The 13,201-nt window shown below is 58.4% G+C and carries 12 protein-coding genes and 2 pseudogenes; 6 read left to right on the top strand and 8 right to left on the bottom strand.

What is annotated here, in order from left to right; translation table 11 throughout:
- The 4 genes from C5P05_RS16660 to C5P05_RS16675 form a co-directional block, all read right to left on the bottom strand.
- A partial coding sequence (locus tag C5P05_RS16660; RefSeq protein ID WP_269813939.1) for a Bug family tripartite tricarboxylate transporter substrate binding protein occupies positions 1-507 on the bottom strand: 507 nt, incomplete at its 3' end.
- 35 nt (positions 508-542) lie between these two features.
- The gene (locus C5P05_RS16665; protein WP_198674758.1) at positions 543-1,184 is read right to left on the bottom strand and encodes a glutathione S-transferase family protein; all 642 of its coding nucleotides are present in this window, start codon (positions 1,182-1,184) and stop codon (positions 543-545) included.
- 10 nt (positions 1,185-1,194) lie between these two features.
- The gene (locus C5P05_RS16670; protein WP_114970977.1) at positions 1,195-2,394 is read right to left on the bottom strand and encodes an FAD-dependent oxidoreductase; all 1,200 of its coding nucleotides are present in this window, start codon (positions 2,392-2,394) and stop codon (positions 1,195-1,197) included.
- On the bottom strand, positions 2,391-2,966 hold the full coding sequence (locus C5P05_RS16675) for a VOC family protein (RefSeq protein ID WP_114970978.1): 576 nt from the start codon (positions 2,964-2,966) through the stop codon (positions 2,391-2,393). Before C5P05_RS16675 ends, C5P05_RS16670 begins: the two co-directional genes overlap by 4 nt.
- 130 nt (positions 2,967-3,096) lie before the next feature.
- Here C5P05_RS16675 and C5P05_RS16680 point away from each other — a divergent pair, with 130 nt between their 5' ends.
- Positions 3,097-4,002 carry a LysR family transcriptional regulator gene (locus C5P05_RS16680; RefSeq protein ID WP_114970979.1) on the top strand — a complete coding sequence of 302 codons (906 nt, stop codon included), beginning with the start codon at positions 3,097-3,099 and terminating at the stop codon, positions 4,000-4,002.
- A 129-nt stretch (positions 4,003-4,131) separates the two neighbouring features.
- Here the strand turns inward: C5P05_RS16680 and C5P05_RS16685 are convergent, their stop codons facing one another.
- The 4 genes and pseudogenes from C5P05_RS16685 to istA all read right to left on the bottom strand — a co-directional run bounded on the left by C5P05_RS16685 (position 4,132) and on the right by istA (position 7,418).
- Positions 4,132-5,661: an IS5 family transposase gene (locus C5P05_RS16685; RefSeq protein WP_232834538.1), complete on the bottom strand. Its 1,530-nt coding sequence runs from the start codon at positions 5,659-5,661 to the stop codon at positions 4,132-4,134.
- A gap of 153 nt (positions 5,662-5,814) precedes the next feature.
- Positions 5,815-6,144 (bottom strand): annotated as a pseudogene (locus C5P05_RS16690) (transposase); the annotation flags it as partial.
- A 55-nt stretch (positions 6,145-6,199) separates the two neighbouring features.
- Positions 6,200-6,466: pseudogene (locus tag C5P05_RS34555) on the bottom strand (hypothetical protein); the annotation flags it as partial.
- A gap of 88 nt (positions 6,467-6,554) precedes the next feature.
- Entirely contained in the window at positions 6,555-7,418 is an 864-nt protein-coding gene (istA, locus tag C5P05_RS16700; RefSeq protein WP_232834539.1) for an IS21 family transposase, read from the bottom strand.
- Positions 7,419-7,776: 358 nt separating this feature from the next.
- Between istA and C5P05_RS16705 the strand changes: the two genes are divergently transcribed.
- Genes C5P05_RS16705 through C5P05_RS16725 form a run of 5 tightly spaced genes read left to right on the top strand, consistent with a single transcriptional unit; the run spans position 7,777 to position 13,152 of the window.
- Complete coding sequence (locus C5P05_RS16705; RefSeq protein ID WP_114970980.1) at positions 7,777-8,079, top strand: hypothetical protein; 303 nt, start codon at positions 7,777-7,779, stop codon at positions 8,077-8,079.
- Positions 8,076-9,242 carry a tyrosine-type recombinase/integrase gene (locus C5P05_RS16710; RefSeq protein ID WP_114970981.1) on the top strand — a complete coding sequence of 389 codons (1,167 nt, stop codon included), beginning with the start codon at positions 8,076-8,078 and terminating at the stop codon, positions 9,240-9,242. The genes C5P05_RS16705 and C5P05_RS16710 overlap by 4 nt, the downstream gene beginning before the upstream one ends.
- The gene (locus C5P05_RS16715; protein ID WP_114970982.1) at positions 9,239-10,864 is read left to right on the top strand and encodes a hypothetical protein; all 1,626 of its coding nucleotides are present in this window, start codon (positions 9,239-9,241) and stop codon (positions 10,862-10,864) included. The genes C5P05_RS16710 and C5P05_RS16715 overlap by 4 nt, the downstream gene beginning before the upstream one ends.
- Positions 10,851-12,722, top strand: coding sequence for a site-specific integrase (locus C5P05_RS16720; protein ID WP_114970983.1), 1,872 nt, complete (start codon positions 10,851-10,853; stop codon positions 12,720-12,722). The genes C5P05_RS16715 and C5P05_RS16720 overlap by 14 nt, the downstream gene beginning before the upstream one ends.
- Positions 12,700-13,152: a TetR family transcriptional regulator gene (locus C5P05_RS16725; RefSeq protein ID WP_114970984.1), complete on the top strand. Its 453-nt coding sequence runs from the start codon at positions 12,700-12,702 to the stop codon at positions 13,150-13,152. Before C5P05_RS16720 ends, C5P05_RS16725 begins: the two co-directional genes overlap by 23 nt.
- The last annotated feature ends 49 nt before the right edge of the window (positions 13,153-13,201 follow it).

Consider the following 13,201-nt stretch of genomic DNA (forward strand, 5'->3'; position numbering starts at 1 on the left):
ATCGTCAGCTTCTACAACAGCCAGCGGTTGCACTCCACACTGGGCAACTTGCCACCCAATGCTTTCGAGCAGAAATCGGCAATCAAACAACCTATCGGTCTGTACGAAAAAACTTGACCAGGACAGACTGATGGGGGCGAAGTCAGTGACGGGGTTGTAGGGGAGCTTCTTATAGAGCGCAGGATTCACTGCGTGGGTGCCGATGTGACCCATCATCAGCGTATACCCGTCAGCCGGAGAACCCTTGACGAATTCAGCAGCTATGGCACCGGAGGCCCCAGGCTTGTTGATCACAATGAAGGGTTGCCCCAGCGCGGCTTGCAGTTCATTTCCGAGCAACCTTGCCAACGCGTCTGTCACACCTCCCGGCGGGAAGGGCACCACCAGCTGGACTGCACGGGTTGGAAAGGTTTGCTGCGCGTAAGCGCTTGACAATAATTTTATGGGGCTGACTGCAACAGCTGCCGCCAGTAAAAATCGCCGTCGCGCGCATCTTGTGTAATTCATGGTGTTTGTCTCTGGTTGTCAGGAAAGTGAATTCGTCAGCCAAACCTTGCGGCGGCATCCCATCCGGAAAGAGGGGAAGGAACCTGGACACCGCGAACAACGGCTGGCCGGTTTGACATGCGGTCAAACCAACGCGACAGATGGACGTGCCGCCCAAAATCGAAATGCATGGCAGATATGCAGTTGAACCAGCCATAGTGGGCGATGTCCACAATCGAATAGTCCCCACAAATCCAGTCTCGGCCCGCCAATCGCTGGTCTACGACACCGAATAGCCGCTCAACTTCGGTTCGGTATCTGTCAATTGCGTAAGGCAGTGGCTCACCCGCGTAGTACGTAAACCAGGCCAGCTGGCCGAACATCGGGCCGATAGCTGAAGCCTGGAAGAACAACCACTGGAGCGCTTCCCAGCGCTCGTTGGGCGTCACCGGCATGAGCCGGTTGGACTTTGAGGCGAGATACAGCAGGATGGCGCATGACTCAAAAACGGTCGTGTTCGAGTCATGGTCTGTAATGACGGGAATTTTGGCGTTCGGCGCTATCTCCCTGAATGAGTCCCGCAGATGTTCACCAGCCCGGACATCGACACACTGGACCTGGTAAGGCAACGCCAGTTCTTCAAGGGCAATACTGATCTTGTGCGAGTTCGGCGTGTTAAGGCCATAGAGGGTTATCACTGCGCGATCCTTATGCAATTTCGGCGGCTCGCTGGACTGAGTTGAGCATCGAGGTGTCCATCAAGTACTGCTTGGCGCGGTCAGGGTCTGCCGCGGTCTGCCGCAGGCTCAATGCCTGTTCCGCCCGGCGTGCGGGATCCCTCTCTTCCATCTGTTTTTTGTTGCGTATGCTTTGTGCCTGAACATGCTCGACTGCAACATAGCGGCGCTGTCTTTCGTAGACATCCAAAGCCGACTCAGGACCGCTCTGGCGTACGACGCTGAGAAGCCGCTGTGCCAGGTTGAATGCGTCGTGCACTCCGCCGTTCAAGCCAAATCCGCCCAAAGGGTTGTTGATGTGTGCGGCATCGCCCGCGAGAAAGACGCGCCCGTGCCGAAACCTCGACGCCACTCTCTGATGCACCCGGTAGGTGCTGCTGTAAACCACGTCGAATTGACCCTCACCCGGCAAGAATTCATGAAGGCGCTTTTGTACGGCCTCTGGTGCCAGAACTTCTGGATCGGGAAGGTCAGGGTCGGCTGGCATTGCAATCCGCCAGAGGTTGGCATATTTGTCATCCGACAGCTTCAGGACAACCGCCCATCTCTCGGGGTCTGTGACGTAAGCGGCGCCCGAAAATCCCAGACCTTCAAGAGGCTGCGTCACATTGGTGACCAGGAAGCGCTCCGGCCAGCTGAAGCCCGGAAAGTCGATAGCGGACTGCTTGCGTATCACGCTGTGCGCGCCATCCGCGCCTATGACCCAGCGTGCATCAAGCGTCTGTTCGACCCCGTCGTCTCCGCTAAACCGCACTTCGACCCGATCTGCTTTGGATTCGATTCCCAGTACCTTGTGCCCATGCAAAAGTTTTGCGGGGGTGGCACGCAATCGCTTGATCAAAACGTCTGACAAAACATGCTGCGGCATGTGAAAGCGAAACGGATACCTGGTCTCGTCGCGCAGCAATCCCAGGTCGAATTCCGCGATCAGGCCGCTGCGATCACGTACCTGCCACACCGGAACCTTAACGCCGCGAGGCAAGATTTCCGAAGTGATGCCGAGCTCGTCCAGCATTTCAAGCGTGGGAGGGTGGAACGCCGCACCACGCTGTTCTTTCGCCGTCTCAAGCTCGGCCTCTATCAGCGCCACTCCAACGCCCTTGGTCGCAAGGTAAAGCGCGGCGACGAGCCCGACAGGCCCACCGCCCACGATGGCTACGTCTATCGTCACGCTCCGCTCCGGCTGGCGTCATATGTATCCACATGACCGGCTGTGAAGTGGCGCAACTCCTTGTCGTAGCGATCGCCAAAGAGCTCGCGGGCTGATGGCACGGGATTGGGATCCTGAAGGAAAGGGGTCTCGAACGTCCAGTTTCCCGTGTACACCGAGTACTCCAAAAAGACGCCGTTGGGGTCGCGGAAGTAAATCGATTTGCAGAAGAGGTGATCAATGACATCGGAAACCTCGACACCTTTCGACTCCAGGTGTTTTTTGGCCTCAAGCAGTGCGCCCTCGCTCTCCACACCCAACGCGACATGGTGGGCAAATCCTTTGTCTTTGGTCTCTGGTGTTTCGTCCTTCAAATCAAAGAAAGCGACGCGGTCGCCGTTTCCTATGTCAAAGAAGTAATGTTTCTTGTCGGCAAGGTCGCCCCAGGTCAAACCCGCAAATGGGTCGACTGGCGGGAGATGAAGAGTCGTGACGATGGGGCAACCCATCACGCCGCTCCAGAAGCGAACTGTTTCTTCCATATCCTTGGTGCACAGCGCCAAGTGGTGCATACCCGTACTTTTGATACCCATGACGAACTCCTATGTGTAGATTGCGGATCCGTTTGCCTTGTGCTTCAATCGCAACGGCAAACAGGTACGTATCCTAGGTCGCCGGGACTCGCCGCGATAGATCGTACGGCTTAGAACAGGTATTAGTGCAATGCATATCAGCAATCTCGACATCAAGACACTGACGATTTTTTCGACGGTGATGCGCTTGCGCAATTTGTCCCAAGCCGCGGTACAGCTCGGGCTTACACAGCCGGCCATTAGCCAAGCGGTGACACGCCTCCGCAAGCACTTTGGAGATGCGCTGCTGGTTCGCACCGGCCGGGGAATGGAGCCTACTCCGCGCGCACTTGAATTGCTTGAAGCGGTGGATGCCATCCTCACGATCGCCCATGAGCAGCTGGATTCACGAGCCGCATTCGAACCGTCCAAAGCGCGCCGTACGTTCAGTTTTTTTGCCACCGATTTCGGTGCAACCCTGCTTCTCCCTAAACTTGCGAGCGTGTTGCGCGAAGAAGCACCGCTCGTTACCGTCAAGGCAGTCACCAATACCCTCCGGCCTGCGAAGCAGCAGCTGGAAGGCGCGGAGGTCGATCTGGCGGTTGGTGGTTTTACTGACCTGGGGGGAAGCTTCTACCAGCAGTTGCTCTTCAGGGACAACTATGTGTGCCTGGCCGGAAGCCTTTTCGTGAACACCGCTGCGAAACTGAGCAAAAGCGCATTCCGAAGTGCGTCACACGTTATTGTTGCGCCGCTTCCTCAGGGCTACGGCGCAGTGGAAGAACTCGTTCGCGGCGAAGCAGAGTCCGGGCGGATCGCCATCGAGGTACCTAACTTTCTCTCTTTGCTGATGGTCTTGCGGGAAACTGATCTCCTTTGTACGGTTCCCGCCCGCGTTGGAACGGCTGCAGGGCGACTTCTTGGTCTTCGCACATATGAGCCACCATTTGCACTTCCCAGCTTGAACGTGAAAATGTTTTGGCATGAACGTCTGCATCGGGATCCGGCGCATCGTTGGTTTCGAACGCTCATGGACAGGCTTTTCCGAGCGAAATAAAACCCATGAAAATGGGCTAAATGATGACGCCAACGAGGATTTGACCAGAGTGGTCTGTTGTTGCCAACCAAAAATTGATCAGTTAAGGCGAGAAGTTCCGTAAATAGTCTGCCCTGCAAAATTCATTCTTCAAAAACCAGCCCACTCGACCTGGCCAAAACTCGGTTTTTTTGCCACGGCCTCGCCGTCAAGCAAGTTGCTCAAGTGCCAAGTCCCGATGCGCGCATGAGTCCCATATGACTCTGCCGCGGCCCATAGCGGTGACGCCGTTAGCTGCAACAAGCGCAAAAAAGCCGCTCCTATGCCCAGCCGGGCAATCGCGCGCAGCAACCAGCGCAGGTTGTAGCCCGCAGCGCAGCTCAGGGCATGCAACGCATCTCCCAGCGAGCCTTGCAGCCAGCAGCGATCCATGCGGTGATCAGACTTCAAGTGTCCGATGGCCGGCTCCACTGCCGGGCGCTGTTTGAGCCAGCCCTTTTGCTGCGCACTCAGGCTCTTGAACTTGCCCCGGTGAATGATTGTCTTGTTCGGGTTGTCGGCGTCCACGCCGCGAAAGCCCAGATCGACCACGACGTCCTGGATGGTGACGCTCAAGTCTTGCATCAGGTTGGTTGCCTGCTCCAGGACTGCGCTCAGAATGTGGCCGTCGTAGGGGTTGCCGGGGAAGGTACGCGCGCCCAGCATCAGGCCATGCTGGTGGGAGACTATTACGGCGCTCTTGACGCCAAACTCGTAGGGCTTGCGCGCCTTTCCCTTGCCAATACACTCAACTTCCGGCGCGTGCAGCGCGTACAGTTTGTTCTTGTCGTTGCGCTGCTGCGTGCGGATGCGTTCAGCGCGCCCCAGCCACAGCCCCAGGTCACTGACTGCCTTGGGGTGATCAGGTGCAAAGTCCGCCCCCTGCATCTTGCGCTGCACCTGGCGCATGACGATGCCCAAAATTGTGCGCTGGCGTTTGAGAACCCGTTTCAGGCGCCGAAACTGCTTGGCATGCGCGTAGCCGCCGGCGCGCCAGCGCAGCGCTTTGCCTTCTTTGGCAAAAGTCTGTTTGAGCCCGATGCCGGCACGCTTGGCAGCGCTGACCACCTTGTGGCGCGCGATCTCCAGCAAACGGCTGTCTGTCGGGTGGGCGATGGCCTTCTCCTGGACGGTGGTATCCACAATCACGCGCTCCAGGTCCTTGGGCTTGAGCGCCTCAAGGGCTACGGCCGTGTCGATGGTGGCCTTGAGCAACAGTTCCAGGCCTTCTTCGCCCAGGTCGCGGCGAAAGCGCCCAATCTGTGTGGCGTCGCACGGCAGCCGGTGTTCGTAGTAGGCCATGCCGCTGAAGAACTGCCAGACGATGTTCTCGCTCCAGCGCACAACCAGTTCCTCGTCGCTGAGATTGAAGCTGTGCTTGAGGTACAGCAGGCTGGCCATCAGGCGAATCGGTAGCTTGGGCCTGCCCGCGTTGCTGCGACCTGCACCCATCAGGGCCTGCGTGGGGCCGAACATGTCACGGCCTTCAAGGATCTGGCCGGCGCGAGCCTGGCGCTCGAATTTCGCTGCCACCGACGCTTCGATCTGATCCCAGGGCAGTCGGCTCGCCAGCACTGCCAGGGGGTCGCTCAGGTTGATCATGGCATCGATGCGGCTGCGGAAAAAGTCAGGCGTTTGCATCCTCAAATCCCTCGGAAATAAACTCTCTGTAAAACGATTCTTGAGGGAATTGGTGCACCTCATTTACACAGAAAACCAGCATTCATGCGGGTTGGCGGGATTCTGCAGGGCTGACTAAATATTATTTACGTATAAATTCTCAGTAGTGTCCGGTTAAAAGTTGAACAAATTCAACTGGTTAGCGCCAACCGGTGTTTCTGGAATTGGGGTACAGGTCTGCAAGGCGCATGCAAGCTGGGTTTTCTCGAAAACTGAGACCGAAAGAATCTGTAGCAATGCATAGAGCGAGGCATCGAGTTGAAGCTCCTTCTTGACGATGGCGATGAGCACGTAGGTGCAGACGGCGCACCAGATTTGGGTCTTCACGGCGTTCTCGCTGGTGCCCAGGAATTTTTTGATCCGCAAATGCTGCTTGATCCATTTGAAGAACAACTCCACCTGCCAGCGGCTCTTGTACAAGGCGGCGATGGTCAGCGCTGGCATCCGCCATAAAGGACAGGGTCATCAGCTCCTGCACTGCCATGCGGTCGCAGTGTGTGGGCCAATCCCAATCGAAGTCGGCCAGTGGTTTGAAACGCCCAATATGGGCTGCCCGCAGTCGGCGTTCCAGACTGCGCTGGGCTCGCTCACTCTCTTCCCAGTCCAATACATCTTTGGTCCACCCCAGTCGTACTGGGTCGCCCTGCAGGGTCTCCCAGTGCGCCAGCAGGCCCATCAAACGCAGAGCTTTGGCGCGCTCCTGAAGTTGCGCCAAATTGATGGCGGGAACCTGGCTGGCATGGTCGGTAATGGCGTTCGTGTTCATGATTTGTCGTCCTGCTCATCTGTGGCATCTGTATCCGGTTTGGCCGGGGTCAGTTCGTCATACGAGTCCAACTTGTGGGGACGTACTGTTACGTCCAACGCGCGTGGCCCACCGTCAATTGGTCATCCTCAGGCCAGCGCCTGTCCGCCGCTGGTCCTGCTACCCAAAGACGCGCCTGTGCGTTGAGATCATCCACATCGGTGAAGCTGCGCGCGGCAAAGAAGTTGTCGCGGATGTATCGAATCGATCGCTCCACGCGCCCCTTCTCGTTGCCGCGTGCCACCGCCACCGGGCGCGGCTCATAACGGTGGTGGGCGGCAAATGCCAGGTACTCAGGATTGAAACGGATGGCACTGCCCACGCGCTCCAGCACAGCGCTTTTAAGGTTATCGCTCAAGATGACCCTGGGAACGCCACCCCATGCTTCAAACGCCAGTACATGGCCGAGCAGGAAGCTGTCCATGCGGGCGTTCAAACTAAAGTGCAGGAAGATGCGCCGTGAGTAGGCCAACACCATCACAAAGGCCATCAGGGGACGGCGAGCTTTACCAACCTCGACATGATCGAAATGAGCCCAGTCAACTTGTGCCTGTTCACCCGGCAAGGTGCGAAGGCGCAGGTAGGCCTCAGCGGCGGGACGCGGACGGTGGCGAGCCACGATACGGCGAAAGTAGTCACTGCCACCAAGGTAGCCACGACCCTGCACCATGGCATGAAGGCGGCTGGCCGTGAGTGTGGGGAATTTGGCCAGCGTCTCGCGGATGAAGGGCAAATAGGGATCAGCCTGGCTGGCTCGCAGGGACTGCTGGGCTCGCATGACGTTGGCAGTCTCAAGTACCCGGCGCACAGTGTCACGGTGCACGTGCAGCTGGGTCGCGATGGTGCCGATACGCCAGAGCTCGGCTTGGTACAGGCGCAGGATTTGGGCGCGCAATTCAGGGGCTATGGCCATGGTTGGATTTGTACTCGCGGTTATTGAGCAGAAATCCCAAACGCACATGCGCCACGCAGCTTGTGCAGCACCAGTGGCAACGCCACAGGGCAGCGGGCGCACTGGGCACCAAGATGGAGGAAGTCGATGCTGCCGCGCTGCATGGCTCAGTGGTTGGGATTGAGAGGGTGGACGGGATGACTGGCAGTACAGCATCCGAGGGGGTGTCCTGGGAACCCTGATGAACGGACGCGTCAGCATCTTTACTTGCCATCTTCAAGCAATTCAATAAGCTGCATGAATATGCGCGCTACTTGAGGTCGAGTAGCAAGTCTTTGATAAAAGACGAGTAGCAGGTGGGGGTCCGGGGGAGGAACAAATGGGACGCGCAATTGTGGATAACTCTGAATTGGTACGTTGGCGTGCCCTACCTGCCTTGGACGTGCTCAAGGTGCTGGCCGACCACATAAAGGAAGACCCGGACTTCATCCCCCTGACACGGCACAACGCCAGCCGATGGCATGTCAACGTCGCCGGCAGAGAATACGAGTTTCTGTGCGAGGGTCCCAAGTTCTACGACACCCGCCAAAAGCGCGGCGGCGGCGGCGCGATTGATCTGGCGATGTATGTGTTTGGGTTGGACTTCAAAGGTGCAGTTGGGCGGCTCAAGGGCGTGCTGTGAGGTTTGTACTGGCCGACAAGAATCTCGTGGTGCAAGGACGAACCTTCGAGGGTTTCCCGCTGCTCATCAACGACGATGGTGACGCCATCCAGCCGGCGCAAAACTGGTTGTGGCAGGTATTGGTCAAGTCCGGGCGCACCTCAAGCACAAAGACCTGGGAGAGCTATGGTCGGGCGGTATATGACTTCTTTGGCTTTGCGCTGACCAATCGCTACGATTGGACGAAACCCGCCCCACCTGGCATGCCTGGAGCAATTGAGGCGTGGCGCGACTGGTCGCGGGGCACGCTGGGACTTCAGGCCAGCACGATTAACCAGCGTTTGCGGATTGTGGTGCGCTTCTACAAGTGGGCCGTCGAGCAGCGCCACATCGAGTGCGTGCCCTTTGATTATGTTGAGGTACAGACGAGTCGCCAGCCCGGCTTCCTGGCTCACGTGGACACCACCAGTGGCAAGGTTTCCAGCCCGCAGGTGTTGCTGCAACAGAAGCAGCAGACCATCCGCTTCCTCACGAAGGATCAGATTGGGGTCTGCCACGAGGCCCTGAGCAACACGACGCACCAGCTCATGTACGAGCTGATGGTGCGAACCGGCCTGCGCCAGATCGAGTGCCGCACCTTCCCCGATGCCTATGTGTTCGATCCCGAGCGGCGCAAGGATCTGCGCTCCGGGCAAAAGATCCGCCTGCACCTTGATCCAGCTGACATGGCGACTAAGAACAGCAAGCCACGCGACATTGATGTGCCTTGTGACCTGATGGAGAAGCTCTGGGCCTACTCGGTGCGGCACAGGCAGGGCCGCGCCAACAACAACCGCGACGCCCAAGAGTTCCCCAACCTCTTTCTCACAGAGGGCGGTTTGCCCTACTCCAAGAACTCGATCACCGCCATCTTCAGCGCCCTGTCCATGCGGGTCGGCTTCGCCGTGACAGCCCACATGCTTCGCCACAGCTATGCCACCTACCTGCTGTGGAGCCTCAGAAAAAGCACCACGTTTGAGGGAGAGCCGCTGCTGTATGTGCGTGACCGTTTGGGCCACAGCGATGTCAGCACCACCATGGTCTATCTGCACCTGATCAACTCGTTGGAAGGGCATCTGGTCCTGGCACACGAGGATGAGATTGACCAACTATTTGCCTCCACGCTGGAGGCAGAACCCGCATGAAAAACAAAAAACCCTTTGGTGCCCCGGCCCCCGTTGAAGTCACCACCACCGCGCCGCAATCGGTCGATGCCACCAGCCTGGTCATCGACCTCCCAGAAAACCCTTCTACAACCCGCTCCCTTGACCTAACCCCCTGGCTCGGCACGGGCATCGACGCATGGGTGTGGGCCTGCGCCGGGCAGTTGCGTGCTTTCCACGCCAGCAAGGCGGTGACGACCTACACCATCGTCAGCTACTGGCGACACGGAATGCGGCACTTCTTCGAATACCTGGAAGCGTCGGGTGCTGCGTTCGAGCCGCAATCGGTGGAGCCCCGGCACATCCTGCAATACATCGGCTGGATCAAGGATCACCAAGACTGGTCCTACGGCACGCAAAAAGACCGCTACGACAAGACAAAATCCGTCCTCGCCGCTTTGGTCCGACGCGGAATCGTCCAGGCCCACGAAGACCTCTTTCCAGCCAATCCCTTCCCCGGCAGCAATACCCTCAAGAATGGCGCCAAACCGCTGTCTCAGACTGAGCGCCTGCGGTTAGCCATGGCGCTGCGAGAGGACATCATTGCCATCCATAAGGGGGCGTTTGCGGACACTGACAGCGCCGCAATGGTGGTCTATCTGCTGGCGGTAGCGATCCGCACCGGGGCCAATCCAACACCCATACTGGAAGCGTCCCGTGACTGCCTGCGTGACCACGCCTTCATGCCCAACATGATGCTGATGGAACTGTTCAAGCGCCGCGGCAATGCCACCAAGCTCCTGCAATTGCGCTACTCGAAAACGCACGATGGTTCGTTGGCGGTCCCTATGGACGGGGTGGCTCTGCTGCGCAAGGCGCTGCTACTTTCTGAGGCGCTGGTGCGTGATGCCAAGCCAGAGCATAAGGATCGCGTGTGGTTGTACCGGGCAGAGTTGAAGAGCAGTGCATCCGGCAAGGTCACTGTGTTGACGGGCAGCACGGTGGGATTTGGCATCGCCGCCCTGATCGAGCGGCACGATTTGAAGGCCGACGACGGCCAGCCCTTGCGCCTGAACCTCTCTCGCCTGCGCAAGACGCTGGAGCACCGCCTGTGGATCCTCTCAGGCGGAGACTTGATTGCCACCGCAGCCATGATGGGCCACGACCCCAAAACTGCCGACATCCACTATCTGGCCTGCACCCAGCAAATGCGGGAGAACGCCACCTTTGTAGGGGAGGCTCTGCAGGACATCTATGACCAGGGCTCGACAGACCGAAAAGTCATCCCCATCCTGCCCGGGAAGTCGCCCACCGGGCGCTGCAAAGACCCCTACCATGGTGACAAGGCACCCAAGAACGGCGAGCCTTGTGATGATTTCTTCTCCTGCTTTGCCTGCAAGAGCTATGCCGTAGTCGGCTCGCCCGAGGATCTGCACCGACTCTTTAGCTTCTACTGGTTCCTTGAGCGGGAAATGAACCACGCCAGAACTGAGGATTGGCGGGCCGAGTTTCGCAACACGATGAACATGATCGACCGCTTCACGGCGGACAAGTTCGACGCGCAATTGGTCGCTGCTGCCAAAGCACGCGCCCGAGCCGATCCGCTCAAATTCTGGGCGTCTTACACCCTGAGCAGCCCGGAGGTGGTCAATGGCCAAACGTAAGACCATCCACGCAAACGTTGCGGCTCCTGCAAAGGTGGTCGCTGCACCCGAGGCGCGAGCGGCAAGGAAACGGATTGGCAAGGCCTACGAACTGCTGGCTGACCAACCTGCGAGTCTGGCAGGCCTGTCGCCTGAAGATCGGGGCAACGTGGTTATCAGCGCGGTGCTGGACGATGTCGGCAACACCATGGTGCTCTCCCGCGCCAAGGATCTGGTGTGGGAAATGTGGCCCTTCGTAACCACGCCGAACACAAACAAAAACAAGAAACGCTTGGACTGGTCGGGCATTCCAGAGGTCTATCGTGAAGCCTGCCAAAACGTCCTCTACCGCTACTGGAAGGTGGGGCGTCCGGGCTCGGAAGTGCCGGGGGTGTCGTCACTGGTCAATAACCTGAATAGCCTGCGCATCGTCTGCCGCTTTGCGGACAGGGTCAAGTTGGAATCGCTCGTAGACATGGGGTCGTTTCACGTCGCCAACTTCGTTCACGAACGAAAGAAGGCAGGGCTGGTGCCTGCCACGCTGAACAAACAATTCTCGACGGTGGAGCTGCTGTACCTGTTTCGTTCTCAGCACGACGGAGCTTTGCAGGTGCATCCCTGGCCGGATTCGAGTGCGATGGAAATGGCGGGCATGGTCGGAGAAGATGCGAAGGACTCGCGCAAGGTGGCCTTGACGCCATTGATACCGGTCGAAGTGGCGCAGTGCCTTTACCGTCATGCCAGGGGCATTCTGGGATGTGCAGACGCGTTGCTGGACGAGCGGGATCGCGGGGAGCGTTCGGTGTTCAGGGTTGCTGAGATCATCGGCATTCGGGATGCCTGCTTCTACCTGTTGGGTGTGCTCACCGGAATGCGCTCTTCCGAACTGTCGAGCATTGAGATTGGCGCGGGGCGCACGGAGGTCAAGAACGGCATCACCTTCCATTGGGTGGCCAGTGTGGAACATAAGACCAAGAAGGGGCGTGTGGAGTACCTGATGCCCTCGATGGGGCACGACATCCTGCGCATTCTGGAGCGCTGGTCGCAGCCTTACCGCGAGCGACTGGCCGAGCAGATCGCTGCGATGGAGAAGCAGAAAAAGCAACTCACGCCCGAAGAACTTCAATGGCTGGCCACCGCCAGAAGCAACACCCGCAAGCTCTTTCTAGGCAATGGCAGCAGTGGGATCGTGCCGGTGTCGGGGACCGGTTGGACGCAGATTCTTACCCAATTTGCCCTTGACGCCGGAACGAACTGGAAACTCGCAGCCCACCAGATGCGCAGGCTCTACGCCTACACCTTTGTTCGCCATCGCCTGGGGGATTTGCTGTTCCTGAAAGAACAGTTCAAGCATTCCAGCATCGACATGACGCAGCTCTACGGCGCAATTCCTGTGCAGGACGCAGGCCTGTATGACGACATCCTGATCGAACTGATGACCTACAAAGCCGGGGTGGTTGCCCAGTGGCTGGAGAAGGACGAACCGCTGGCCGGTGGTGCGGGTCTTAAGATCAAGCAGATGCGTGCCCACGACTTCGAAGGGCGTAAGGAACTGCTCACCGAGACCTCGCATCGCATCAATATCCGCTCCACTGGACATTCGTGGTGTCTTGCGCAGGACGAGGGGTGTGGCGGGTCGGGCATCTATGCCAAGGGCACTTGCAGTGAGTGCGGTAACGGGCTGATCGACAGCCGGTTCATTCCGATCTGGCAGGAGGCGTATCGCCACCATAAAGAGTTGAAAAATGATGCCGCCGAGATGGGGCCCGGGGTGGTGAAGCGGGTCGAGCGCGATCTGGCGCAGGCCGCCAAGATTCTGAAGGACCTGGGTGTGCAAGTGGATGCTGGAGACGAAGATGCCCAAGTTGCTTCCCGCTAAGGTTCCTGCCGAGGAAGTTGCGGACGCCCCGAGGAAGCGGGATCGGGAGCGCACGCTGCACCAGTTGAACCTGGCACTGATTCGCGTGCAACGCCGGGGCGAGAAGGTAACGCTCAAGGGTGTGGCAGATGAGGCCAAGGTCTCGCCACCCTTGATCAACAATCGCTATCCCGACTTTGCGGAGCAGGTTCGTGCCGTCACCGGCAGGGCGATTCGCCAGCAATGCAACGAGAAGGCAGACCTTCTGGTGAAGGAGCGGGAGAAAAATCGCAAGCTGCGCGAGTCGGTGGACAGCCATTTGGTGGAGATCACACGGCTGGCGTCCGTGAACGAGACGCTGCGCACCGAGATGGCTTTGCTTAAGGCAATCGCTGACGGGAAGGTTGCCAGAGGGCCGTTCGGGCGGAAAAAAGAGCCCGGAAAGATGTGAATTTGTTTACTTGGAAAACCCCACGTCGAATCAACAAGTTACTCTCGTA

Origin of the sequence: Rhodoferax ferrireducens (assembly GCF_003347515.1) — a bacterium.
Taxonomy (GTDB): Bacteria; Pseudomonadota; Gammaproteobacteria; order Burkholderiales; family Burkholderiaceae_C; genus Rhodoferax.